Here is a 24,252-nt window from a genome sequence, read left to right as displayed (position 1 = left end):
AGGATTTAGGTCTTCCGCATCACCGAAATAAGTCGCCAGACTGTCGCTGTGCCAAGAGGTCGCATTGGTCCTGCACTGGCCCTCGAGCCTGACCCGAGGGCCACTCGCGACGTCCAAGCTACCGTGGGTACACGTTTGCCAAAAATTCGCCAGCGCACCTCTTGACCTTCCCATGATGGGAAGGATTACTTATATCGGGACAAGGAAGAGTCCCATGAACGAACACGCACACCACCATCCCGCCGCGACACCCGTTTCGCTCAATATCGAAGGTATGAGCTGCGCCTCCTGCGTCAATCGCGTGGAGAAGGCCCTGCTCAAAGTTCCCGGCGTCCAGACGGCATCCGTCAATCTGGCCACCGAGCGCGCCACGGTCGCGGGCGGCGATGTCGATGCTCTCATCAAGGCGGTCGAGAAGGTCGGCTACAAGAGTACGGTCCGCCAGCCCGACGCGCCTGCGCATGACCACATGCACCACCACGACGAGGATGCGGCCGTGCTCCGGCGCGACGTCATTATTGCGGCCATTCCCACCATTCCGCTCTTTGTCGTCGAAATGCTCGGCCATCTCTACATGCCCTTCCATATGTGGGTCATGTCGGTCGTCTCCATGGACGTGCTGTGGGTAGCCTACTTCGCCCTCGCCACCTTCGTCCTCTTCGTGCCGGGCCTGCGCTTCTTCAAGGTCGGTATCCCGGCGCTCCTGCGCGGCGCGCCAGAAATGAATTCGCTCGTTGCCCTGGGCGCGGGAGCGGCCTGGCTCTATTCCACCGTCGTCACCTTCGCGCCCCAGCTGGTGTCGGCCGAAACCCGCTATGTCTATTTCGAGGCCGCTGCCGTCATCGTCACGCTGATCCTTGTGGGGCGCTGGCTCGAGGCCATTGCCAAGGGCCGCACCGGCGAGGCCATCAGCCGCCTCGTGCAGCAGCAGGCAAAAACCGCCCGCGTCTCGCGCGACGGGCAGGTCACCGAAATTCCGGTCGAAGCGGTCCGCGTTGGCGACATCATCGTCGTCCGTCCCGGCGAAAAGATAGCCGTTGATGGCGAGGTGACCGACGGCGAAAGCCATATCGATGAATCCATGATCTCGGGCGAACCTCTGCCCGTGTCGAAGGGCGTCGGCGCTGCCGTCGTCGGCGGCACGCTCAACACCTCGGGCAGCTTCAGCTTCCGCGCCACCAAGGTCGGCGCCGACACCATGCTGGCTCATATCATCCGCATGGTCGAAGACGCCCAGGCCGGCAAGTTGCCGATCCAGGCCGTGGTCGACCGCATCACCTCGATCTTCGTGCCCGTCGTCATCGGTCTTGCCATCCTGACGGCCATTGCCTGGTTCATATGGGGCCCGGAACCGTCTCTCACCTATGCGCTGGTCAATGCCGTTGCCGTGCTGATTATCGCCTGTCCCTGTGCCATGGGCCTCGCCACTCCCATGTCCATCATGGTCGGTACGGGCCGCGCCGCACAGCTCGGCGTCCTCTTCCGCAAGGGCGAGGCGCTGCAGCAGCTGCAAAAGGCCGGCATCGTCGCCTTCGACAAGACCGGTACGCTGACGGCAGGCAAGCCTACCCTCACCGATCTCATCCTCGATGATGATTTCGAGCATGACGAGGTGCTGGCGCTCGTGGCCGCAGTCGAAAGCCGCTCCGAGCATCCCATTGCGGCGGCCATTGTCGCGGCTGCGGAAAAGGCTGGGCTGGCCCTGGGCACGGTCACCGAGTTCGCCTCCAATCCTGGCACTGGCGTTACCGCCCGCGTCGATGGTCGCCTCGTGGCCGTTGGTTCGCAGCGCCATATGAGCCATCTCGATTTCTCGGATTTCGCGGAAGCAATCGAGAAGCTGGCCAATGAAGGAAAGACGCCGGTCTTTGCCGCCGTGGACGACAAACTTGCCGCCGCTATCGTGGTTGCCGACACGATCAAGCCCTCAAGCAAGGCGGTCATCGATGCCCTCCACGCCAAAGGCCTCAGGACTGCGATGATCTCGGGCGACAACGCGCGCACGGCAAGGGCCATCGCCGCCCAACTCGGCATAGACGAGGTCCGTGCCGAAGTCCTGCCATCGGACAAGGTCGAGGCCATCAAGTCGCTGCGCGGCCCCCATGGCGTGGTCGCCTATGTGGGTGACGGCATCAACGACGCACCGGCCCTGGCCGAAGCCGATATCGGCATTGCCGTGGGTTCGGGCACCGACGCCGCCATTGAAAGTGCGGACGTGGTTCTTCTCGGGGGCGACCTCAAGGGTGTGCTCAATGCCCTCGTCGTGAGCCGCGCCACCATGCGCAACATCTGGGAAAACCTGTTCTGGGCCTTTGGCTACAATGCCCTGCTCATTCCCGTCGCCATGGGCGTGCTCTATCCGGCCTTCGGCATCCTGCTCTCGCCCATGATCGGGGCCGGTGCCATGGCACTGAGTTCGGTCTTCGTGGTTGGCAACGCCCAGCGCCTGCGCGCCATCAAGGGAGTATCGGCATGAATATCGGCCAGGCCTCCGAAGCTTCCGGCGTTTCCGCCAAGATGATCCGCTATTATGAGCAGATCGGGCTGATCACGCCGCCCTTGCGCACGGACAGCAACTACCGTGTCTACGGTCCCGACGAGGTGCATGTGCTGCGCTTCATCAAGCGCTCCCGTACTCTCGGCTTCTCGGTTGAGGAAACCTCCGCCTTGCTGGGTCTTTGGCAGGATCGGTCCCGCGCCAGTGCCGAAGTCAAGGAGATTGCCAGCACCCATATCGAGGCGCTGGAAACCAAGATTGCCGAGTTGCAGGGCATGGTCAAAACCCTCAGACATCTGGCCCATTGCTGCGCCGGCGACAACCGCCCCGACTGCCCCATTCTCGACGACCTGGCCGGAAAGCCGGCCCACTAAATCAATCCAAAAACGCTTCGGTCACGCGACCGAATTTGACAGGAGACATGCATGAACAAGACTTCAACCTTCGCCGTTCGCGACATGGATTGCAACCATTGCGCCGGCACCGTCCGCGGCGCCCTCGAGAAGGCCCTGCCCGGGACCAGCGTCAGTATCGACCTGGCCGCGCGCAAAGTCAGTTTCACCGGCGACCGCGCCAAGGGCGCCGAAGCCATCCGCCAGGCCGGCTACACGCCCGAAGCGGCATAAGTCTCCCGGGCGCTTTTTTTGGCATGCTGGTGTCACTACCACAGTGCCGTCCTCGGGCTTGACCCGAGGACCACTCGCCACACCAGCGAACCTTCCGGCAGGCCCTCGGGTCAGGCCCGAGGGCGGCGCGGTGTCAGAAGAGGCCACCCGCGCTTTTCATTCACCCACCGTGTCATTTCCACGAAAGCTGGAACCACCGTTCCCAAGCGCGCGGGCACAACCGCACGGCCGGCAATACCACCCCAGGCGAGCGCACATCAGGAAATGGAAGAATTCTGGTGAGCTCCAGCGGCACCAAAGACTAGGCGGGCGTCGCCCGGAGCTCGGATTGGGTAATGCGTCAGCCCGCCTGACGTTCCTGCGACATGTTGTCAGCACTCAAAAAATCGCTGCGCGCTGCAACATTCTTACGCGCGCCACCGTCCCACCCACCGCTCCGTCCTCGGGCTTGACCCGAGGACCGCTCCAAACATGCATGCAATGCGTGTGGCAAACGGCCCTCGGGTCAAGCCCGAGGGCGGAACCGTGGTTCTGCGCGGTTGAGTGCCAACAGCGCCCCACAAATCTGGTGAGCCCCCGCGACGCCAAGGAAGGCGGGCATCGCCCGGAACTCGGTTGAGAGAAATACAGGGATTCTCGTGTCGCCTTGACGACAAGCCAGCCCTCTATAAAGCCTAAGAAAAAGGGGCGTCCGGCAAGCCGGGCGCCCCTCTCGTGTCCGTTCCGGGAAGGATCAGAACGGGCTTTCTTCGTCGATGAACTGGTCGACATTGTCCTGGGTGATGACGGTCGAGTCGAGGATGTAGCGACCGGCAACCTGGATGCCGCCAGTGAAGTGCGACGTCGTCAGCTCGATGGCCGTGGCAATCATGGCTGGGCTGTAGCTGACGTCGATCGGGGTCAGCGGATCGCCGGCCTTCACCGCCTGCAGGATCTGCTGCATGCCGGCGCCGCCGACGATGAACATCTCCTCTTCACGGCCAGCCTGCTTGATGGCTTCGATGGCGCCGAGCGAGATATCGTCGTCCTGGGTCCAGACGGCGTCGATTTCCGGGAAGCGGGTCAGGAAGTCCTGCATCACGCGGAAGCCGTCGTCGCGGTTCCAGTTGGCGAATTCGTTCTCGAGCACCATGATGTTGGAGCCTTCGATGCCGGCCATGAAGCCGTCGAAGCGCTGCTGGTCGATCGGGATCGGCATGCCGCGCAGGATCACAACATTGCCGCCATCGGGCAGTGCGCTCTTGATGTATTCGGCGGCGTTGGCACCGAGGCCCGGATTGTCACCAGCGACGTAGAGGTTCTCCACGCCATCGATCGACAGCTGACGGTCGACCACGGTCACGAACTTGCCGGCATCCTTGACGTGCTTGATGGCAGAGGTCATGGCGTCCGGATCGCCCGGCAGGATCACCAGCGCGTCGATATTGCGGGTGGAGACCATGTCTTCGATGTCGGCGATCTGCTTGGGCGAGTCGGGCGACGAGGCGAAGACATATTCCACGTTCGGATAGGTGGCGCTGAGACGTTCGATCGCCTGCTGGGCGAAGTAGTTGACGCCACCGGTCCAGCCATGGGTCGCGGCCGGAACCGAGACACCGATGGTGATGGTGTCGTCCTGTGCCAAGGCGACGCCGCCCATGGCAAGGGCGATTGCCGCCGACGCCATCAGGGTTTTTGCCAGTTTCATTTGCAGTCCTCCCAAAATGCCCTTTTGCGGGCGATGTGAAACTCGTTCATCCGGCGGGTCCAGGACCCGGTCCGGTTCAGCTGGCGCGCCGCGGTCGTTGCAGCAGCACGGCCAGGATGATGATGACGCCCTGGAAAGCGCCGTTCAGGTACGGGCTGATAAAGCTTTGCAGGTTCAGGATATTTCCGATGAGGCCGAGGATGACGACGCCCACCACAGTGCCCCAGACGCGGCCATAGCCGCCCTTGAGCGTGGTGCCGCCGATGATCACCGCCGCAATCGCCTCCAGCTCCCAAAGCACGCCGGTCGTGCTTGAGGCCGAGCCGAGGCGCGGCACATAGAGCAGCACGGCGACAGCCACCAGCAGGCCCTGCAGGATATAGGTGATCAGCCGGACATTATCGACATTGATCGAGGAATAGCGGGCCACCTGCTCGTTGGAACCGATGGCAGCGCAATGGCGGCCGAACGAGGTGCGGCGCATGACGATCTCGCCGCCAATGGCTACCAGCGCAAAGACCAGGATCGGATAGGGAATACCGAGGAGACCGTCGTAATAGACCGGGCGATAGAGGTCGGCGACCTGGAAATTGAGCGATAGCGTGCCGCCATCGGCGAGGAAGGTCACCAGCGAGCGGAAAATGCCCATCGTGCCCAGCGTCACGATGAAGGCCTCGATGCGCCCTCGGGTAATCATCAGGCCGTTGCCGACGCCGGCCACGCCGCCGAGCAGTATTCCCGCTGCCATGCCGGCCAGGATTACGCTCCAGCTCACGCCCATGACCGGGATCAGCCAGTTCATCACCATGATCATCACCCCGGCGATGACCGCCGCCATCGAGCCGACCGAAAGATCGAGCCCGCCTGCCGTGATCACGAAGGTCGCGCCAATGGCGATGATGCCGATGAAGCTCGAGCGCGCCAGCACATTGGTGATGTTGTTGTAGGTGAGGAAGTTTTCGTTGAGCGTGACGCCGAGCAGCACCAGCAGCGCCAGCGCCAGCAGTGGGCCCACGGTTTTCAGGTCGAGCTTGAAACCGCTCCTGGTCTTGGGTGCCATTTCAGGCGCTGATACGCTCATCGGATCCACTCTGCTTGATGCCTGCGGCGTACCGCATGATTTCTTCTTCGGTGATTTCGGCGCCTTCGAGCACGCCGGCAATGCGCCCGGAGCGCATGACCACGACGCGGTGGGAAAGGCCGATCACTTCCTGGAGTTCGGAGGAGATGACGATGACCGCCTTCCCCTCGGCGGCCAGTGCCGCAATGATGTGATAGATCTGCTGCTTGGTGCCGACGTCGATGCCGCGGGTCGGCTCATCCATGATGACGATATCCGGCTCGCTTTCCATGGTCTTGCCCAGCATCAGCTTCTGCTGGTTGCCGCCCGAGAGGCGCCCGACGGCCACCGAAGCGTCGCGCGCGCGGATGTCGAAGCGCCGCACGGAACGCTCCAGCGCCCGGTCCTCGCTTGTCGTATCGATGAAGCCCATTTTCATATGCTTTTCGAGCGTCAGCAGCGTCAGGTTGGGCCGCAAACCCATATTGAGAAGCAGTCCCTTGCCCTTGCGGTCCTTGGTCATGTAGGCCACCCCGGCATGCACGGACTGGGCGACGCGCGAGAATTCGACGGCCTGTCCGTTGAGCGCGATTTCCCCTTCCGTCTTGTGGGTCAGGCCCACGACAGCTTCGGCGACGGCCGTTCGGCCGGAGCCTATCAGGCCGGCAAAGCCGAGGATTTCGCCCTTTCGCAGGGTGAAGGACACATTGGACACGGACTTGGTCGAGAGGCCCTGCACCCTCAGCACCACGGGCGCATCGACGTCCGGTTCGTGCTTGGGCGGATAAAGGTTGGACAGTTCGCGTCCCACCATCATCTGCGCAATCGAATCCGGCGTCAGCGCTTCGGTGCCGACAGTGGCAATGAGTTGCCCGTCGCGCAGCACCGTCACCCGGTTGGCCAGCTCCATGATCTCATCGAGCTTGTGCGAGATGAACACCACGGCGACCCCCCGCGCCGTCAGGCGGCGGATCTGTTCGAACAGGGTCTGGGTCTCGCCCACCGACAGCACCGCGGTCGGCTCGTCCATGATCAGCACCCGCGCATCGCGGCTGATGGCCTTGGCGATTTCCACCATCTGCTTGTCAGCGACCGACAGGCTCGAGATCCGCGCATCGGGATCCACATGAACATGCAGCGTTTCCATGATGGCGGCGGCACGACGACGCATCTCGCCCACATCGAGGAAGGGACCGCGCTTCAATTCGCGCCCGAGGAAAATGGAATCGGCCACGGTCAGGTGCTCGGCCAGATTCAGTTCCTGGTGGATCAGCACGATGCCCATGGCCTCGGCCTTGCCATCGGGCGGCAGCACCACGGTCTGGCCATCATAGGTGATCGAGCCCGAAGTTGGCTGCTCGATGCCGGAGAGGATCTTGATAAGGGTCGACTTGCCCGCGCCGTTCTCGCCAATGATGGCATGAACCTCGCCGGGAGCGATGTCATAGTCGATGCTGAACAGCACCGGAATTTCGCCGAATGACTTGGAAATGCGGTTTGCCGACAGAATCGGACGCGCAATCCCAGCCGCAGATTCGACCATCCTCCACCCTCCCCCGAGCGCGGCCCGCTTGATGCGCGGCTCTATGCTCAACCTTCGATGTAAAGGTTTTCATGATTGATGTAAAGGTTTACAGTGATCGAAACAAGGGGAACCCTGTGGATCGCGCTGGCGGAGCCGGATCGATCTGCTAAGGGCAGGAGCGCGCTGGACATTTCCCTGTCTGGCGTTGAGGGCGGAGCACCAAGTGCAGCAGCAAAAGCTGGCCACTATTGAAGACGTCGCGGCCATGGCCGGGGTCTCAATTGCTACGGTGAGCCGGGCCATCAATGAGCCCACCAAGGTCGCCGACGCCACGCGCCGCCGCGTTGCCGATGCCGTGGCCCGCACCGGCTATACGACCAATGCCATGGCCCGTTCGCTGCGCATGCGACGCAGCAACATGATCCTCATCCTCGCCCCCGATGTGGGCGATCCGAATTTCTCCAACATCCTCGTCGGTCTGGAGACCGAAGCGAGCAAGCGTGGCTATGGCCTCTTGATCGGCAATACGCAGAACGATCCCAGTCGCGAGACCGATTACCTGCGCTTCATCAGTTCCAACCAGGCCGATGGGCTGATCCTGTTCACCGGCCACCTGCCCTATGGCCTTGGCCAGACTCCCGAAGATGGGCGCCTGCCGCCCATGGTGGCGGTCAACGAACCGGTCATCGGCACCGATGTGCCCTTTGTCGGCGTCGACAATTTCGAGGGCGCACGCATCGCCACCGAACACCTCATCTCCCAGGGCCACCGCCGCATCGCCTTTGTCGGCCGCGCCCCCAACCGCGAAATCGCCCGGCTGCGCGAGGAAGGCTACCGCTCGGCCCTGTCAGGCGCAGGCATTGCCATCGATCCGCGCCTTGTCATCGATGGCGAGGGCACGACCGAAAGCGGCCGCGCCGCCGCCGAGCTGATGTTCGTGCGCGATGCCCTGCCGACCGCCTTCTTCTGTGTCAACGACGCCAGCGCCATGGGCGTGATGATCGCCCTCAATGCCCGCCGCTATGACCTGCCCCGGCAGTTCTCGATCATGGGCTTTGACGACATTTCCTTCGCCAGCTTCCTGACGCCCTCGCTCACCACCATGAAACAGCCCCGTCACCGCATGGGCGAAGCCGCCATGGAATTGCTGCTGACCATGCTGGCCGGCGAAAAACCCAAATCCCGCGAAGTGCTGCTGCGTTCAGAGCTGATCGTCCGCAATTCGGTATCCCGGCCGGAGCGGGGCTAGGTCTCAGTCGCACCCATGGCGTCATTCCCGCGAAAGCGGGAACCTCTGTTTCCTGTCTCACCTCACACACGATGCCGTCCTCGGGCTTGACCCGAGGACCACTCGCAGCGCGTGCCGAATTGCGGAAGGCCCTCGGCGTGACCCGAGGTCGGTCAATCCATCGCGCCGCGAGATGGACCACCCGGACAAGCCGGGTGGTGACGCAACAGGATTTGCACACCGGCCCGCCCCTCCCCCTCCTTCAGGGGGAGGCTGGGTGGGGGTCTTCACACCCACCCTCAAAACCCGTTCTTCGCCAGCCATTCCTTCATCCAGGCGATCTCCGCCTCCTGGGCCGCAATCACCTCCTCCGCGAGCTTGCGCACCTCCGGGTCGGTACCGTGCTCGAGCACGACACGAGCCATGTCCACCGCACCCTGATGGTGCGGGATCATGCCGAGGATGAAATCGGCATCGGCATTGCCGGTATAGGCGATATCCATATCGGCATGCATTTTGGCATTGGCGTCGCGATAGCCGATCGTGGCCGGGCTATCGCCCGCGGCCATCGCTCCGTGGCCGGAATGATCCTGCGCAAAGGCCGGCAGAGCCAGCATGGCAAAGCCAAGGGCAAGAAGAGTGGTTCGCATGGGAGCCTCCTGAGTATGGACGCCCCCTCTCTGCCGCCTTCCCAGATGGCAAGGTCAAGAGGCCGCGCACGGTTTCATTCACGAAAGCGGGAACCCGGTTTCAGGACTCGCGCCACACCCAATTCGCTCCGGGGAGTGCTCGATATCCGAACCCCGTCATTGCCCGGCTTGACCGGGCAATCCACCTTGCGGATGCCCGGACCAGCCGGACAAGCCGGGTGGTGACGAAGGTTGAGTACCCCAACCCCACCCAAACACGACTCCGTCCTCGGGCTCGACCCGAGGACCACTGCCAGCATCCGCGAACGTCACGATATGCCATCAGGTCAAGCTCGATATCTGAACCCCGTCATTGCCCGGCCTGACCGGGCAATCCACCTTGCGGATGCATGGACCACCCGGACAAGCCGGGTGGTGACGATGAACAGGAATTGCGAACCGGCCCTCCCCATTCAGGGGGAGGCTGCGTGGGGCTTCGCCCCTACTCCCCCTTCAGCCGTTCCAGGATGGCGTCGAACTGGACCATCGAGACATTGGCGCCCCATTCCATGCCCGTATCCACGACACCATTGCGCATCTCGAAATCGGGGAAGTTCGAAATCGAGCGATAGAAGGTCTTGCCGTCCCGCTCTTCGAAATGGTGCTCCTCGTAATAGCGTTCGTCTTCCGCAGTCATGCCTTCCACCACGAAGGTGTTCCGGATCAGGCTTTTGGGCTCAACCGCAAGGTAGGTGCCGAACATGGTCCACTTCGTGCCGTCGGGCGACAGGCCCACGATCCGCCACTTGCCGCCGGTGCGCACGTCATATTCCAGGACCTCGTTATTGCCGAAGCCCCACCAATGGGCGACGTGTTCCTTTTCGGTCCACACTTTCCACACCAGCGCCAGCGGCGCGTCAAAGGTGCGGGACATGATGATCAGCGGCTGATCGTCGGGCAGTTCGGTTTTGAACGGGTTGGGAAAGGTCTGGTCGTTCATGGGGGTCTCCTCAGTTCTTGGTGTCCGATGTCGGGGTCTGCAGATGCTTGAGGTAGGCGTCGAGCTGGTCGAGGTTGTTCTCCCAGAACCCGCGATAGGTTTCGATATAGGTCGCCACCTCGCGCATGGGCGCCGCCTCGAGCTTGCAGGGGCGGTATTGTGCCTGCCTTCCGCGCGTGATGAGGCCTGCTACCTCCAGCACCTTGATGTGCTTGGAGACAGCCGCCAGGGTCATGTCAAAGGGTTCGGCGAGTTCATTGACGCCAGCCTCGCCCGTCGCGAGCCGCGCAAGGATCGCGCGGCGCGTCGGGTCGGCCAGGGCGGCAAGAGTGGTGCTCAGGGCGTCGGTCATCGTTCAACCAATCTCTATTCAACTTATGTGTTGAATACTACTTGGTTGAATAAAGGTCAAGCCAGCCGGTGATGGACTTGCGCCCATCCCTGAACCGTCCTCGGGCTTGACCCGAGGACCCCTCCTCGCTGCGCGGGATTTTGCTGGTGGCCCTCGGGTCGAGCCCGAGGGCGCTGTGGTGTTGCGTGAGGACCAGCGTCCCACACGCGTAACCTGCCTTAGTGCGCGGTGGCCATCAGTGACGCATTGCCGCCCGCTGCCGTGGTGTCGATGCAGACGTGCCGCTCGAGCTGCAGGCGTCCGGCATCGTCGGCCGAACCAAGGATCGGCAGCAGCGCTCCCTCCCGTTCGCTCAGTGCCAGGCGCACATTGCGAAGGCCTGCCTCGTCGCCAAACCAGGCGACCGCAGCAAAGCCCTCTCCGGCCCGCAGGCGCTCGGCGTCGAGAGTGGCAATCTCGACCGCGCAGCCCGCCGCCTCGGCCATGGCCTTCTGCGCTGCCACGTCATCCGCCGTGGGCCCAAGGCACAACAGCGTGCCGCGCGGCACCACATGCATCTGGTTGCTTTCGCCGGTCGGCCCGGGCAAGTCCAGCGCGCCCGATTGCAGGCCTGAACCACCTTGGGTAAAGCGTGGCAGATAGTGCGGACCGCCCGCCTTGGGTCCGGTGCCCGACAGGCCTTCTCCGCCGAAGGGCTGGCTGCCCACGACGGCGCCGATCTGGTTGCGGTTCACATAGATATTGCCGGCATGAACCTGCCCGGCCAACCGCTTCACCCGTGAGGCGATGCGGGTATGCATGCCGAAGGTGAGGCCATAGCCGGACGCATTGATCGCCTCGATCACCGCATCGACCTGGTCGGCTGCAAAGGTCGCCACATGCAGGACGGGGCCGAAAATCTCCTCCGGCATATCCTCGATGCCGCCAACGCGCAGCACCGTGGGTGGGAAGAACGTCCCCGCCTCCGGCGCCGCAAGCTGGTGCACCACCCTGTCCTGCCGCTCGGCCACGTAAGCCGCGATCTTGTCGCGCGCCGCGCCGTCGATGATCGGGCCGATATCGGTACTGAGGTCCCAAGGATTGCCCAGGCGCAGTTCGTCCATCGCCCCCTTGAGCATGTGCAGTGTGTGCTCGGCCACATCCTCCTGCACATAGAGAATGCGCAGGGCCGAACAGCGCTGCCCAGCCGACTGGAAGGCCGAAGCGATGATGTCGCGCACCACCTGTTCGCTGAGCGCTGTCGAATCCACCACCATGGCGTTGAGCCCACCGGTTTCGGCGATGAGGGGAGCCGATGGCGACGCGTGTTGCGCCATGCTGGATTCGATGGCCTTGGCCGTCTTCAGCGACCCGGTGAACGCGACACCCGCAAGTGCGGCGTTCGACGTTAGCAATGTGCCAACAAATTGCCCCCCCAGCAGCAGATGCAGTGCATCCTGGGGCACACCCGCTTCGTGCAGCAATTGCACCGCCCGATGGGCAATGAGCGGGGTCTGCGGTGCCGGCTTGGCCAGCACCGGATTGCCCGCCACCAGCGCCGCCGCGATCTGGCCCGTGAAGATCGCCAGCGGGAAATTCCACGGCGAGATACACACGAATGGTCCGCGCGGCGCGGCGGTCAGCGTCTCAGCCTCGTCGGCATAATAGCGCAGGAAATCAACGGCTTCTCGCAGCTCGGCAACCGCGTCGCCCCAGGTCTTTCCGGCCTCGCGGGCGAGGAGTGCAAAGAACTCGGCCGCGTTGGCCTCATAGAGATCGGCGGCCCGGCGCAGGATATCGGCCCGCTCACCAACCGGATACTTGCCCCAGCCCGATGCCGAAGCCCGCGCAAAGGCTTGATCGACATCAGCCTTTGTCGCCTCCGGGACCGTTCCAACCTGATCCCCCAGGTCAGCCGGATTGCTGACCGTAGCGGCCGAGCCAACTCGCCACTGGTACTGGCGGAAGGTGTCGCGGGCGCTCGACGCAGCATAAAACGCAATACCGTCAGTCAGGTCCAACCCCTTGGAATTCCGTCGCTTTCCAAAAATACCAGCGGGGGCTGGAATTGCCGGATTGCCGAAGGCGCCGTCAAGTGCCGTCAGCTTGGCGATGGGATCTTCGGCCACCTGTTCGGCGGGGATATCCTCATCGGCGATCTGATAGACGAACGAGCCGTTCGCGCCATTCTCCAGCAGCCGGCGCACGAGATAGGCGAGCAAGTCGCGATGCGCACCAACTGGGGCGTAAATCCTTGTTGTTGTTTCGTGATTTTTGCGCAAGGCCGCGTGCAGCTGTTCGCCCATGCCGTGCAGACGCTGGAATTCGAAGCTGTCCTTGCCTCGGCCGGCGGCCCTGGCCAGATGCAGCACTGCCGCCGCAGTGTGGGCATTGTGGCTGGCGAACTGGGGGTAGATACGGGTGGACCGAAACAGCCGGCGCGCCGCCGCAATATAGCTCACGTCAGTCGTCGCCTTGCGGGTGTAGACAGGGTAACCTTCCAGGCCAAGCGTCTGGGCGCGCTTGATTTCCGCATCCCAATAGGCACCCTTCACCAGACGCACCATGATTTGGCGGTCGAGCTTTTCGGCTGTTGCATCGAGCCAGTCGATCAGCGGCAGAACGCGCTTGCCATAGGCCTGGACGACAACACCGAAGCCGCTCCAGCCGGCCAGTTCGGGCGTTGCCAGCACCGCCTCGATGACATCGAGCGACAGGTCGAGCCGGTCAGCTTCTTCGGCGTCGATGTTGAAACCCATATTGGCCTTGGCCGCGACCAGCGCCAGTTTACGTGTTGAATCAACGAGTTCGGCCATGACGCGATCGCGCTGACCGACCTCGTAGCGCGGATGCAGTGCGCTCAGCTTGACCGAAATGCCCGGATTGTCGCGCACCGCACCATGCACGCAATGGGGCGCCAGGGCGTTGATGGCATTGAGATAGGCCTGGAAATAGCGTTCGGCATCTTCCTTGGTGCGGGCCGCTTCGCCCAGCATGTCATAGGAATAGCGCAGGCCCTGGGCTTCCGGCTTCTTCGCATTGCCGATGGCCTCGTCGATGGTCCGGCCGAACACGAACTGGCTACCCATCAGCCGCATGGCCTGACCGACGGCGGCACGGATCACCGGCTCGCCCAGACGCGCTACGGCCCGGTGCAGCGCCGATTTCGGGCCGACTTCCGGGTCGCCCAAGACATCTGCGGTCAGGTTCAGCGCCCAGGACGAAAAGTTCACCAGCGCGCTGGGTGACCCACCAAAGTGGCTGGCCCAATCCGCTCCGCCGACCTTGTCATGGATCAGGGCATCGATCGTCTCGCTGTCAGGCACGCGCAGCAGCGCCTCGGCAAGCGACATCAGCGCCAGCCCTTCCTCGCTGTCGAGGCCGTATTCGGCCAGGAAACTCTCCATCAGACCCAGCTTCGCGCCCGAGCGTACAGCGTCCACAAGTTGTACGGCCTGAGCGGAAATGTCCGAGCGCGCCTGGGCGCTCAGGCCCGTTCGCACGATGAGATCGGGCGCAAGGACCGCCTCGTCGGCATAAATTTTGGTGCGCAGGTCGATACGGGCGGAATCTTGGGCGGTCGTCATGAGGGCCTCTGAGGGGGATTTCTCCTATTTTGCCAGAGGCGCGTCAGGCCTTTCGCCCGATATTGATCCTTTTGGTCCATCAGATGTACATTGATGGGCAAATTTTCAGGACGATCGCCTATGAATGGCCAGCCAAGCAGCCCTTTGGACCAGATTGACCGGCGAATTCTTGAGGAACTCGCCCGCGATGGCCGGATGAGCGTTGCCGAACTCAGTCGACGGGTCAATCTCAGCAAGACGCCGTGTCAGGCCCGGATGAAGCGGCTTGAACAGGATGGCTATATCCTGGGCTATCGCGCCGTGATCGACCCGACCCGGCTCGGTCTGCCCCATGTTGCCTTTGTCGAAGTGCGCCTCAGCGACACCCGCAAGGCCGCGCTTGAAGCTTTCAACAAGGCCGTCCGGGCGCTTCCGGAGGTGGAGCAGGCGCATATGATCGCCTCGAGCTTCGACTACCTCCTCAAGGTTCGCACCAAGGACATTGCTGCCTATCGCGAAGTTCTGGGCGAAAAGCTATCCGCTCTGCCCCACGTGGCGCACACATCCACCCATGTATCTATGGAAGCGGTGAAGGACGACGCCGAATAGACGCTCCTTCTCCACCGCATCCAGACCATCCGTTGGAAACACCTATGAAGACCATACTTGTTGTCGGCATTGGCACCGGCAGCCCTGCGCATATGACCGTTGCCGCTGTCGAGGCACTCAATCGGGCCGATGTCCTCTTCGTGCCCGACAAGGGCGCGCACAAGTCGGACCTTGCGGATGTAAGGCGCCAGATCATTTCCCGCTTCGTGCAGAGCGAGCCGCGCCAGATCGGTTATGTCGTGCCCAGGAGAGATGCCAGCCATCCGGATTACGGGCAGGGGGTCAACGCATGGCACGACGCCTTGGCAGACGTGTTCCAACTCCTCATCGCCGACATTCCCGAGGATGGAACAGGCGCATTTCTGGTTTGGGGCGACCCCGGCCTCTACGATTCGACCTTGCGCATTCTCGAACGGGTGCCAGAGTCGCTCTCCATTGAGGTCATTCCCGGTATTACCGCCATTCAGGCCCTGACGGCCGCCCATGGCATCACCCTCAACAGGATTGGCGAACCGGTCACCATCACCACGGGAAGGCAACTTGGCCCGATTACGTCTGACACTGTCGTCATGCTCGACGGGCGAATGGCATTCCTGGATGCAGATCCCGATCTTCAAATCTTCTGGGGCGCCTATCTGGGCACGCCTGACCAGGTCCTGATCGCCGGCCGGTTGGGAGACGTGGCCGCGCAGATCGCCAGCACCCGCGAACTGGCCCGGGAGGAGCATGGCTGGATCATGGATACCTATCTCCTGCGCAAGGCGGAGTAGTGTGCCGCAACGGCGGCTGATAGTGTTCATCCGATGACTCCAGGACCGACTCCAGGCTTGACGCTGCCCCCTGCCGGGGCCCTGACTGCCCCGGCCAGTGGCACCTCGCGCCGCGGCGCCTGCCCGACTTTGACCAACCCGATGCAGACCGGCGACGGACTTCTGGCTCGTATCCGCGTTGAGAATCGCGCGCTTTCGCCCGCGCAATTGGGCGCCATCGCGGTCCTTGCGGCCGAGCACGGCAATGGCGTCGTGGAGATCACCACCCGCGGGAATCTGCAGGTGCGCGGGCTAACCCCCAGCAATACAAAGCCTTTTGCCGATGCTGTGAATGCATTATTGCCGATAGAGGCTGGCCTCGTCGTCGATTGCTCGCCCATTGCCGGGCTCGATCCGGCGGAGCGCGCCAACCCTCTGGCGCTCGTCCATGCCCTGCGCGCCGGCACCGCCTCGATGGCCGACCGTCTCGGCCCGAAAGTCAGCGTCGTCGTCGATGGCGACGGCCAGATCCCGCTCGGCGCGCTCAAGGCAGACATCAGGATTTCCGCCCTGCCCGACCAGCGCTGGGCCCTGACACTCGGCGGAAGCAAAGCTCAAATCCTGGCTGCAGACGCCGCGATCGCGACATCTTTGGCGGTCCTCGGCGCCCTTGCCGCAATAGGTCCAGAAGCCCGCGCGACCGACCTTTTCCCTATAAACGCAGACTCACCGGCGCCCGCGATCGACACGACCGGATGGGACTCGCCGCTACGCCTGCATCAGGGACACACAGTCCCCCTGGCGCTGCCCTTCGGGTCAGTGCAGAGCGGAGATCTCCTCGCATTTACATCAGCTGCGGCGACCGACGGCGTTACGACCCTGAGGCTGGCGCCGGACCACGTCCTGCTTGTCGACAACGCATCCGATCGCCTTGTGGAGCGGGCAGATGAGCTCGGCTTCATCACCCGCCGCAACGATCCCCGGCGACGCATCAGTGCCTGTATTGGCGATCAGGGCTGTGCCTCTGGGCAGATTGCATCGCGTATCATAGCGACCAGGCTGGCGCCGGAATGGGCGGCAGAAGGTCACCTCCACGTTTCGGGGTGCGCAAAGGGGTGCGCACATCCGCGCCGCGCCACGCTGGCGATTGTGGGGCGTCCTGACGGGATTGGCCTTGTCTCCAATGGACGGGCGAGCGATACGCCTCAGCAGGTTATGGACGAAGCACAGCTCGCTGACGCCATCCGCCGGCAACAGGGTGCCCGATGACGCAATACGACTACATCAAGGACGGCAACGCCATCTATCGTCAGTCCTTTGCCATCATACGCGCCGAAGCAGATTTGTCTCGCTTCGCCAGTGACGAAGCGGACCTTGCTATTCGCATGATCCATGCTGCCGGCATGGTAGAGGCGGCCGATCAGTTCGAATTTGGCCCTGGGTTTGTTGCCGCTGCACGGACGGCGCTCAATGCGGGCGCCCCCATTCTGTGTGATGCGGAAATGGTGGCCCGGGGCGTAACCGCAGCGCGTCTGCCCGCCGGAAATGAGGTCATCTGCACCCTGCGTGATCCGCGAACTCCGGAGATGGCCGAGGCCCTCGGCAACACCCGTTCGGCCGCCGCGCTTCACCTCTGGGACCGGCATCTAGAGGGCGCCGTCGTCGCTATCGGCAATGCGCCCACCGCGCTGTTCCATCTGCTCGAAATGCTGCGTGATGGCGCGCCAAGGCCCGCTGCCATCCTCGGCATGCCCGTTGGGTTCGTCGGAGCGGCAGAGTCCAAGGATGCCTTGGCCGAGCAGTCCTATGGTGTGCCCTATGCGATCGTGCGCGGCCGCTTGGGGGGCAGCGCCATCACCGCCGCCTGTCTCAATGCACTGGCGAGGCCGGGCCTGTGAGCGGGAAACTGATCGGCGTCGGCACGGGCCCTGGTGACCCTGAGCTCCTCACCCTCAAGGCCGTGCGCGCCATTTCCGGGGCGGATGTCGTGGCGTATTTCGCCAAACGCGGCAATGCCAGCAATGCGCGCGCCATCGCCTCGGCCCATTTCCGCTCCGGCTTGGTCGAAGAGGCGCTGAATTATCCGGTGACGACCGAAATCCATCGCCATGCCGATGACTACAAGAGCCAGATCCAGGGTTTTTACGACGAGGCAGCCGACCGCCTCGCGGCACACCTCAATGCGGGACGGACGGTCGCCGTGTTGAGCGAGGGGGACCCTCTCCTCTATGGCAGCTACATGCACCTGCATGTGCGTCTCGCACCGCGATATGACACCGAAGTCATAGCTGGCATCACGGCCATGTCGGGGTGCTGGTCGGTAGCCGGACTACCGCTTGTCCAGGGCGACGATGTGCTCACCATCCTTCCCGGCACACTCGATCAGTCGGATCTTGCCCGCCGGCTTGCCGAGACCCAGGGCGCGGTCATCATGAAGCTTGGTCGCAACCTGCCCAAGGTGCGAGCAGCTCTGGAAAACGCCGGACGCCTGGATGGCGCTGTCTATGTCGAGCGCGGAACGATGGACACTGGCAGGTCTCTCGCGCTGAGGGACAAGGCGGATGACGAAGCGCCGTATTTCTCACTGATCCTTGTTCCCGGATGGAGCGCTCGCCCATGACCGGCAAGCTAACCGTCATCGGCACAGGGCCGGGCAACCCGGGGCAGACGACACCGCAGGCGTTCGAGGCCATCGCGGGGGGCGCACTGTTTTTTGGCTACGGTCCCTACCTGGACCGGCTGGTGCTGCGCCCGGACCAAGTGCGCGTGGCGTCCGATAACCGCGAGGAAATCGACCGGGCCCGGGCTGCACTGGACGCAGCCTCGAAGGGCGAATCCGTGTGCGTCGTCTCCGGCGGTGATCCGGGCGTCTTCGCGATGGCGGCCGCGATCTGCGAGGCAGTTGAAACCGGCCCGGAGACCTGGCGGCGGCTCGACATCACCGTTTTGCCAGGCGTCACTGCCATGCTGGCCGTTGCGGCCCGCGCGGGTGCGCCGCTAGGGCATGACTTCTGCGCCATTTCGCTCTCGGACAATCTCAAGCCTTGGGAAGTGATCGAACGTCGCCTCCGCGCCGTGGCCGAAGCGGGTCTGGTTATCGCGCTGTACAATCCCATTTCGAGGGCCCGTCCCTGGCAGTTGGCCACTGCTTTCAAGATCTTACGGGAGGTTCTGCCGGTGACGACGCCGGTAATCTTCGGCCGCGCGGTGGGCCGACCGGACGAAAGTTTCATCGTCGCGCCATTGGGCGAGGCCGATCAGCAAAAGGCCGACATGGCGACCTGCGTCATCATCGGATCGGCCGAAACCCGAATCATCGAGCGGCCGGGGATGGATCCGCTGGTCTATTCACCGCGAGGCGCAAGCTGATGAGCGCGCCCTGGCTCAACATTGTCGGCATTGGGGAGGATGGCCTGTACGGGCTAAGTCCTTCTGCCAGAACCGCTTTGGCCGGGGCCGAGGTGGTGTTCGGTGGAACGCGGCACCTGGCGCTGGCGGGACCGGCGATCAATGGGGAAAAGCGGGAATGGCAGACGCCATTTTCCGCCTCGATTGAGGCCATCCTGGCCCTTCGAGGACGCAGGGTTTGTGTGCTCGCCTCGGGTGATCCGTTCAACTATGGCGTGGGCGCGACGCTGTCCCGCCACGTCGACCCGGCCCAAATGCTTGTTATTCCTCACGCTTCCGCATTCAGCCTGGCGGCGGCGCGGCTTGGCTGGCCGCTTCAGGATGTCGTTTCGCTGTCCCTGCATGGGCGGCCGATCGATCTGATCCGGCCGTTTTTGCATGTCGGGGCGCGGATTTTGGCGCTGACTTCGGACGAAAAAGGGCCCGGGGCGATAGCGGCTTTGCTGGTCGAAGCCGGGTTCGGCCGGTCAATCATTACCCTGGCCGAGGCCCTGGGGGGGCCGAATGAACGGGTTTTTTCGCAGATGGCGGACACTTTCATGCTGACCGACATCAACCCGCTCAATATCTGCGCCATCACTGTCGTGCCCCTGCCCGGCGCGCGCATCCTGCCGCTGGCACCGGGGTTGGATGATGGGCTTTTTGAACATGATGGCCAAATCACCAAGCGCGATATCCGGGCACTGACCCTCTCCGCGCTATCGCCGCGTCCGGGCGAAGTGCTCTGGGATATCGGTGCGGGTTCGGGCTCCATCGGCATCGAGTGGATGCTGTCAGGGACAAGCCTGCGGACGGTGGCCATCGAGGCTGACCCAGAACGCGCCGAGCGTATTGCCCGCAATGCCCGTAACTTCGGCGTGCCCGATCTACGCGTCCTAGAAGGCATGGCACCGACGGCCCTGGCCGGGCTGGATGCGCCCCACGCCATCTTTGTCGGCGGTGGTGGTACCGATCCTGGCGTGATGGAGGCGGCGATGACGGCACTCCGCCCCGGCGGCAGGCTAGTGGCGAATGCGGTGAGCCTTGAAATGGAACAGGTGCTGCTGGTGCTCCATGACGAGCATGGTGGCGAACTCGTGCGCCTTTCCGTGGCACAGGCTGCGCCACTTGGCGGGATGACCGGCTGGCGCCCTGCCATGCCGATCACCCAGTGGCGATGGAGCAAGCCATGACGGTGCATTTCATCGGCGCCGGTCCTGGTGCCGCCGACCTTATCACCGTGCGTGGGCGCGACCTGCTGGCAAGCTGTCCGGTCTGCCTCTATGCCGGCTCCATTGTGCCCAAGGAGATGCTCGACTGGTGCAGTTCCGGCACACGGCTCATAGATACCGCACCCATGTCGCTCGACGAGATAGAGGCCGAATATGTCCGCGCCCACGCAGCGAGCGAAGATGTCGCGCGGCTGCATTCGGGCGACCTGTCGATCTGGAGCGCTGTGGCCGAGCAGATGCGAAGGCTCGACCGGCTCGGCATCCCCTATACGCTGACGCCCGGCGTCCCCGCCTTCGCGGCGGCGGCGGCGGCTTTGGGCCGTGAGCTGACCATCCCGGCCGTCAACCAGTCGCTGGTGCTGACCCGAGTCGGCGGACGCGCCTCACCCATGCCCGAAGGCGAGACACTTGCCGCCTTCGGCGCTACCGGCGCAACCCTGGCGATCCACCTCGCCATCCACTCGCTGTCGCGCGTCATCAGCGAGCTGCGGCCGCTGTACGGCGATGATTGCCCGGTGGCCATCGTCGCCCATGCAAGCTGGCCGGGTGAAGCCATCATTCGCGGGACGCTAGCCACGATCGAGCAAAAATTCGATCCGGCCATCGAACGCACCGCCATCATTTTTGTCGGCAACAGCCTCGGCGCGGAGGATTTCCGCGAGAGCGCCCTTTACGACCCGGCGTATCAACGGCGGTTCCGTGGCCGCGATGGTCTCCCCGACTAGTTTCCTGACCTCGAAAGAGTGCACCGTGTCCGACAATCTCGCCCGACATTTTCTCCTGCGTGACGACGTTACCTTCCTCAATCATGGCTCCTATGGCGCCTGCCCGAGGCCGGTCTTCGAGACCTACCAGGCCTGGCAGCTGGAACTGGAAGGGGAACCGGTGGAATTCCTCGGCCGCCGGTTGCGCACCCTGCTACGGGAGCCGCGCGAAAGGCTGGCGGCGGAACTGGGCTGCGGCGCCGAGGATATCGTCGGCGTCACCAATGCAACGACCGGCCTCAACATTGTCGCGCAGTCGCTCGACCTCAAACCAGGTGATGAGATCCTCACCACCGACCACGAGTATTCTGCGCTGGAGAAGACTTGGGCCTATGTGTGCCGAAACACTGGCGCGCAGCTCAAGGTCGTCACCGTGCCCATGCCGCTGACCAGCGAGGCGGCCTTCACCGAGGCCGTCATTGGCGGTATGACCGACCGGACGCGGGTGCTGTTCCTCAGCCACGTCACCTCGGCCACAGCCCTCGTCTTCCCCATCGAGAAGGCCATTGCCGAAGCACGCCTGCGCGGCATCTGGTCGGTGATTGATGGCGCCCATGCGCCGGGCCAGATCAAGCTCGACCTCGAGGCCATCGGCGCCGACTTCTACGCGGGCAATTGCCACAAATGGCTGATGTGCCCCAAGGGCTCGGCCTTTCTCCATGCCCGGCCGGAGGTGCAGGGTCTGCTCAACCCGCTGGTCATCAGCCATGGCTGGACGGCACAATCGCGCGAGCCGGGTGCCCGCGGTGCATTTGGCAATTCGCCCTTCATTGACGAACTGGAAATGCAGGGCACGCGCGATCCAGCGGCCTGGCTGACGGTGCCTGCGACTCTGGATTTCCGACGCGAGCATGACTGGTGGTCCGTGGTGGAGCAATGCCGTGCCATCGCCCAAGAAACGGGCGAACGTGTTGCTCGCCTTACCGGACTGTCCGCCCTCAGCACCGCGGAATTCTGCGCGCCGCAAATGGTCTCGATGCCTCTTCCAGATTGCGATCCGGTGGAGGTACACACCGCGCTCTTCAATCGCTATGGCATCGAAATCCCAGTCTTCCGCTGGCAGGACAGGTGCATCGCGCGGGTGTCGGTGCAGGGCTACAATTCGCGCCACCAGATGGACCGGCTGGTCGCTGCGCTGACCGAGATTTTCGAAATGGCGCAGTCCTAGTTATGCAAGCAGCGCTGGCTCATCGAGGGCGCTGATTCTGGGCGCCGCATTCGCAGGACGATGACGCGCAGGGCCTTCCCGCACTTTTTCTCACCTGGCGTGAGAGCAGGAACTGGGGGATAACGGCCAATAAAGTAATCTCCCTCTAGTGGCCTGAAAAGCAACGTGGTGCCTTTTTCCGATGTCGGAATGCGACGTGATGACTGGCAGGCTTGCAAGTCGGGCCATCGCTGTATAATTCATCCTCGCGATGCTGGTCATTTGGATGACTGCCTTCTTGGACCAACAGAGCGAGCGGCCGGCTCAATGCTTCGCAGACTTTTTTCTCACCTGCACGAATTTCCCAGACCAAAAAAGCTTGCCGCCTTGGTGGCCTTTGACTTCTGCGCGCTCTCGTTAGCCCTATGGGCCAGCTTTTCGCTTCGATACGGCGTTTGGATTCCGCCGACCCAGCCGATCCAATTCGTTTCCATCCTGACCGCGCCGATTGTCGCGATTCCCATCTTTATCCGGATGGGCCTGTACCGGGCCGTCATCCGATATCTGCCCGAGCGCGCGCTGTGGACAGTGCTTCAGGCGGTGACGCTGGCCACCCTGTGCTGGGTCGTGGTGGTGTTCCTGCTCGAAGTGTTCGGACGCGGCACACTGCCCCGCTCCGTTCCGCTTTTCTACTGGACGTTTTCCCTCATTATCATCGGAGGCAGCCGGTTCCTCGCCAAGCGGCTCCTCTGGTCCGGCACGCAGAATCGGAAAAAGGGGACGCCTGTCGTGATATATGGCGCGGGGCATGCCGGGGTACAGCTGGCCACGACCATGCAACGCGACCCCTCTCACTACCCGGTCGCGTTTATCGACGATAACGCATCGCTTCATGGACGAGACGTTGGAGGTCTGCGGGTCTACGGCGTATCCTCCCTGAGCTCGGTGATTGATCAATATGGCGTGGAAGAAATCGTTCTTTCGATGCCATCCCTACCAATGGCCAGGCGCAAGGAGATTGTCGCCAACATCGGTGGCATGGGCGCCAAAATCCGAACCCTCCCCCCAATCAGCGAACTGATATCGGGCCGCTATCTCATCAGCCAGATTCGCGAGATCGATATCGACGAACTGCTGGGCCGGTCATCTGTTCCCGCCGATCATGCGCTGTTGCGCGAAATGATCGAGGGCAAGGTCATCATGGTGACGGGAGCGGGCGGTTCCATCGGTTCGGAACTGTGCCGGATGATCGTCGAATGGGCGCCGCGCCAACTCGTGCTATTTGAGGCAAACGAGTTCGCTCTCTACCAGATTGAACGTGAGCTGGCGGCAGTCGAGGGCCGGTCGATTGTGCCGGTGCTGGGCTCGGTGAGCGATGACGACAATGTTCGCCACACGATCAAGAAATACCAGGCAGAAGTGGTCTTCCACGCAGCGGCGCACAAGCATGTTCCCTTGGTAGAAGCCAACGTGATCGAGGGCATCCGCAACAATGTGATGGGAACGCGCGTGGTAGCGGACGCGGCGTTCGACCTCGGCGTCCGCAGTTTTGTCCTCATTTCGTCCGACAAGGCCGTACGGCCCACCAATGTGATGGGCGCGACCAAACGTTGGGCGGAACTGATCGTGCAAAGCAAGGCCGAGGAAGCGAAGCGCCTGAATACCGGCCAGCGGTTTTCAGCCGTGCGATTCGGCAACGTCCTTGGCTCGAACGGCTCCGTTGTCCCGCTGTTCAAGGAACAGATTGCCCATGGTGGGCCGCTCACCCTGACCGACCTCAACATGACGCGCTATTTCATGTCGATACATGAGGCAGCGGAACTGATCATCCAGGCGGGAAGCCTGTCGCAGGGTGGCGATGTCTTCCTGCTTGAGATGGGCGACCCGGTTCTTATCAAGGACCTGGCCGTTAATATGGTGCAACTCGCGGGATTGACTGTACGCGACGAGGACAATCCTGACGGTGACATCCAGATCGTGGTCACCGGCAAGCGGCCCGGCGAAAAGATGTACGAAGAACTTTTCTACGATGCCGCCACGGCTCAGCCCACCCGTCACCCCAAAATCATGCGTGCGGTCGGCGACATTGAAGGTGGGCGCTCAATCGCCGAAGCGCTTAGCGAAATCAATGCAGCAATTGCGAGCCGAGATGTCGCAGCCGCCAGGACAATCCTGTTCGACCAGATCGCGACCGTCGATGGCGTAGGTGCCTAGC

21 protein-coding genes are annotated in these 24,252 nt (G+C 63.0%); 14 read left to right on the top strand and 7 right to left on the bottom strand.

Features of this window, described 5'->3' with window-relative positions; genetic code table 11:
* The first annotated feature begins 214 nt into the window (after positions 1-214).
* The 3 genes from MQW79_RS18100 to MQW79_RS18090 are packed head-to-tail and all read left to right on the top strand — an operon-like array spanning position 215 to position 3,123.
* On the top strand, positions 215-2,476 hold the full coding sequence (locus tag MQW79_RS18100; RefSeq protein ID WP_476585906.1) for a heavy metal translocating P-type ATPase: 2,262 nt from the start codon (positions 215-217) through the stop codon (positions 2,474-2,476).
* A complete protein-coding gene (gene cueR / locus MQW79_RS18095; RefSeq protein ID WP_476585904.1) occupies positions 2,473-2,871 on the top strand; it encodes a Cu(I)-responsive transcriptional regulator in 399 nt (132 codons plus the stop codon). Before MQW79_RS18100 ends, cueR begins: the two co-directional genes overlap by 4 nt.
* Before the next feature lie 51 nt (positions 2,872-2,922).
* Entirely contained in the window at positions 2,923-3,123 is a 201-nt protein-coding gene (locus tag MQW79_RS18090) for a heavy-metal-associated domain-containing protein (protein WP_476585903.1), read from the top strand.
* A gap of 733 nt (positions 3,124-3,856) precedes the next feature.
* Here the strand turns inward: MQW79_RS18090 and MQW79_RS18085 are convergent.
* From MQW79_RS18085 to MQW79_RS18075, 3 genes are all read right to left on the bottom strand, one after another.
* Positions 3,857-4,810 (bottom strand): substrate-binding domain-containing protein, encoded by a 954-nt coding sequence (locus MQW79_RS18085; protein WP_476585902.1) that lies wholly within the window; start codon positions 4,808-4,810, stop codon positions 3,857-3,859.
* A gap of 76 nt (positions 4,811-4,886) precedes the next feature.
* Positions 4,887-5,891 (bottom strand): ABC transporter permease, encoded by a 1,005-nt coding sequence (locus MQW79_RS18080; protein ID WP_476585901.1) that lies wholly within the window; start codon positions 5,889-5,891, stop codon positions 4,887-4,889.
* Positions 5,872-7,413 (bottom strand): sugar ABC transporter ATP-binding protein, encoded by a 1,542-nt coding sequence (locus MQW79_RS18075; protein WP_476585899.1) that lies wholly within the window; start codon positions 7,411-7,413, stop codon positions 5,872-5,874. Before MQW79_RS18075 ends, MQW79_RS18080 begins: the two co-directional genes overlap by 20 nt.
* 205 nt (positions 7,414-7,618) lie before the next feature.
* Here MQW79_RS18075 and MQW79_RS18070 point away from each other — a divergent pair, with 205 nt between their 5' ends.
* A complete protein-coding gene (locus MQW79_RS18070) occupies positions 7,619-8,644 on the top strand; it encodes a LacI family DNA-binding transcriptional regulator (protein ID WP_476585898.1) in 1,026 nt (341 codons plus the stop codon).
* A 278-nt stretch (positions 8,645-8,922) separates the two neighbouring features.
* Here MQW79_RS18070 and copM read toward each other — a convergent pair whose 3' ends face one another.
* The 4 genes from copM to putA form a co-directional block, all read right to left on the bottom strand.
* Positions 8,923-9,273 (bottom strand): CopM family metallochaperone, encoded by a 351-nt coding sequence (gene copM / locus MQW79_RS18065; RefSeq protein ID WP_476585896.1) that lies wholly within the window; start codon positions 9,271-9,273, stop codon positions 8,923-8,925.
* 481 nt (positions 9,274-9,754) lie between these two features.
* Entirely contained in the window at positions 9,755-10,252 is a 498-nt protein-coding gene (locus MQW79_RS18060; RefSeq protein ID WP_476585894.1) for an SRPBCC domain-containing protein, read from the bottom strand.
* Positions 10,253-10,262: 10 nt separating this feature from the next.
* Entirely contained in the window at positions 10,263-10,604 is a 342-nt protein-coding gene (locus MQW79_RS18055; RefSeq protein WP_476585893.1) for an ArsR/SmtB family transcription factor, read from the bottom strand.
* Positions 10,605-10,822: 218 nt separating this feature from the next.
* Positions 10,823-14,170 (bottom strand): bifunctional proline dehydrogenase/L-glutamate gamma-semialdehyde dehydrogenase PutA, encoded by a 3,348-nt coding sequence (gene putA, locus MQW79_RS18050; RefSeq protein WP_476585892.1) that lies wholly within the window; start codon positions 14,168-14,170, stop codon positions 10,823-10,825.
* A gap of 120 nt (positions 14,171-14,290) precedes the next feature.
* Here putA and MQW79_RS18045 point away from each other — a divergent pair, with 120 nt between their 5' ends.
* The 10 genes from MQW79_RS18045 (at position 14,291) to MQW79_RS18000 (ending at position 24,251) form a co-directional block, all read left to right on the top strand.
* Positions 14,291-14,758, top strand: a complete 468-nt coding sequence (locus MQW79_RS18045) for an Lrp/AsnC family transcriptional regulator (protein WP_476585891.1) — start codon at positions 14,291-14,293, stop codon at positions 14,756-14,758.
* A 44-nt stretch (positions 14,759-14,802) separates the two neighbouring features.
* On the top strand, positions 14,803-15,528 hold the full coding sequence (gene cobF, locus MQW79_RS18040; protein WP_476585890.1) for a precorrin-6A synthase (deacetylating): 726 nt from the start codon (positions 14,803-14,805) through the stop codon (positions 15,526-15,528).
* A gap of 57 nt (positions 15,529-15,585) precedes the next feature.
* Positions 15,586-16,776 (top strand): precorrin-3B synthase, encoded by a 1,191-nt coding sequence (locus MQW79_RS18035; protein ID WP_476585888.1) that lies wholly within the window; start codon positions 15,586-15,588, stop codon positions 16,774-16,776.
* Positions 16,773-17,405: a precorrin-8X methylmutase gene (locus MQW79_RS18030; RefSeq protein WP_476585886.1), complete on the top strand. Its 633-nt coding sequence runs from the start codon at positions 16,773-16,775 to the stop codon at positions 17,403-17,405. Before MQW79_RS18035 ends, MQW79_RS18030 begins: the two co-directional genes overlap by 4 nt.
* Positions 17,402-18,127, top strand: coding sequence for a precorrin-2 C(20)-methyltransferase (locus MQW79_RS18025; RefSeq protein ID WP_476585885.1), 726 nt, complete (start codon positions 17,402-17,404; stop codon positions 18,125-18,127). The genes MQW79_RS18030 and MQW79_RS18025 overlap by 4 nt, the downstream gene beginning before the upstream one ends.
* Positions 18,124-18,876: a precorrin-3B C(17)-methyltransferase gene (locus MQW79_RS18020; protein ID WP_476585884.1), complete on the top strand. Its 753-nt coding sequence runs from the start codon at positions 18,124-18,126 to the stop codon at positions 18,874-18,876. The genes MQW79_RS18025 and MQW79_RS18020 overlap by 4 nt, the downstream gene beginning before the upstream one ends.
* Positions 18,876-20,087 carry a precorrin-6y C5,15-methyltransferase (decarboxylating) subunit CbiE gene (gene cbiE, locus MQW79_RS18015; RefSeq protein ID WP_476585883.1) on the top strand — a complete coding sequence of 404 codons (1,212 nt, stop codon included), beginning with the start codon at positions 18,876-18,878 and terminating at the stop codon, positions 20,085-20,087. The genes MQW79_RS18020 and cbiE overlap by 1 nt, the downstream gene beginning before the upstream one ends.
* Positions 20,084-20,851 (top strand): precorrin-4 C(11)-methyltransferase, encoded by a 768-nt coding sequence (gene cobM / locus MQW79_RS18010; protein WP_476585882.1) that lies wholly within the window; start codon positions 20,084-20,086, stop codon positions 20,849-20,851. Before cbiE ends, cobM begins: the two co-directional genes overlap by 4 nt.
* 25 nt (positions 20,852-20,876) lie before the next feature.
* On the top strand, positions 20,877-22,058 hold the full coding sequence (locus MQW79_RS18005) for an aminotransferase class V-fold PLP-dependent enzyme (protein WP_476585881.1): 1,182 nt from the start codon (positions 20,877-20,879) through the stop codon (positions 22,056-22,058).
* 306 nt (positions 22,059-22,364) lie between these two features.
* Positions 22,365-24,251, top strand: a complete 1,887-nt coding sequence (locus MQW79_RS18000) for a polysaccharide biosynthesis protein (protein ID WP_476585879.1) — start codon at positions 22,365-22,367, stop codon at positions 24,249-24,251.
* Position 24,252 lies beyond the last annotated feature (1 nt).

The organism is Devosia sp. Micro-HW1 (assembly GCF_056341075.1).
The sequence above is the reverse complement of the archived record's forward strand: the minus strand, read 5'-3'. Positions and strand labels throughout refer to the sequence as shown.

Bases quoted from the DNA above. Each gene is read 5' to 3' on its own strand.
- MQW79_RS18100 (WP_476585906.1), top strand. From the start codon at position 215: ATGAACGAACACGCACACCACCATCCCGCCGCGACACCCGTTTCGCTC.
- cueR (WP_476585904.1), top strand. From the start codon at position 2,473: ATGAATATCGGCCAGGCCTCCGAAGCTTCCGGCGTTTCCGCCAAGATG.
- MQW79_RS18090 (WP_476585903.1), top strand. From the start codon at position 2,923: ATGAACAAGACTTCAACCTTCGCCGTTCGCGACATGGATTGCAACCAT.
- MQW79_RS18085 (WP_476585902.1), bottom strand. From the start codon at position 4,810: ATGAAACTGGCAAAAACCCTGATGGCGTCGGCGGCAATCGCCCTTGCC.
- MQW79_RS18080 (WP_476585901.1), bottom strand. From the start codon at position 5,891: ATGAGCGTATCAGCGCCTGAAATGGCACCCAAGACCAGGAGCGGTTTC.
- MQW79_RS18075 (WP_476585899.1), bottom strand. From the start codon at position 7,413: ATGGTCGAATCTGCGGCTGGGATTGCGCGTCCGATTCTGTCGGCAAAC.
- copM (WP_476585896.1), bottom strand. From the start codon at position 9,273: ATGCGAACCACTCTTCTTGCCCTTGGCTTTGCCATGCTGGCTCTGCCG.
- MQW79_RS18060 (WP_476585894.1), bottom strand. From the start codon at position 10,252: ATGAACGACCAGACCTTTCCCAACCCGTTCAAAACCGAACTGCCCGAC.
- MQW79_RS18055 (WP_476585893.1), bottom strand. From the start codon at position 10,604: ATGACCGACGCCCTGAGCACCACTCTTGCCGCCCTGGCCGACCCGACG.
- putA (WP_476585892.1), bottom strand. From the start codon at position 14,170: ATGACGACCGCCCAAGATTCCGCCCGTATCGACCTGCGCACCAAAATT.
- MQW79_RS18045 (WP_476585891.1), top strand. From the start codon at position 14,291: ATGAATGGCCAGCCAAGCAGCCCTTTGGACCAGATTGACCGGCGAATT.
- cobF (WP_476585890.1), top strand. From the start codon at position 14,803: ATGAAGACCATACTTGTTGTCGGCATTGGCACCGGCAGCCCTGCGCAT.
- MQW79_RS18030 (WP_476585886.1), top strand. From the start codon at position 16,773: ATGACGCAATACGACTACATCAAGGACGGCAACGCCATCTATCGTCAG.
- MQW79_RS18020 (WP_476585884.1), top strand. From the start codon at position 18,124: ATGACCGGCAAGCTAACCGTCATCGGCACAGGGCCGGGCAACCCGGGG.
- cbiE (WP_476585883.1), top strand. From the start codon at position 18,876: ATGAGCGCGCCCTGGCTCAACATTGTCGGCATTGGGGAGGATGGCCTG.
- cobM (WP_476585882.1), top strand. From the start codon at position 20,084: ATGACGGTGCATTTCATCGGCGCCGGTCCTGGTGCCGCCGACCTTATC.
- MQW79_RS18000 (WP_476585879.1), top strand. From the start codon at position 22,365: ATGCTTCGCAGACTTTTTTCTCACCTGCACGAATTTCCCAGACCAAAA.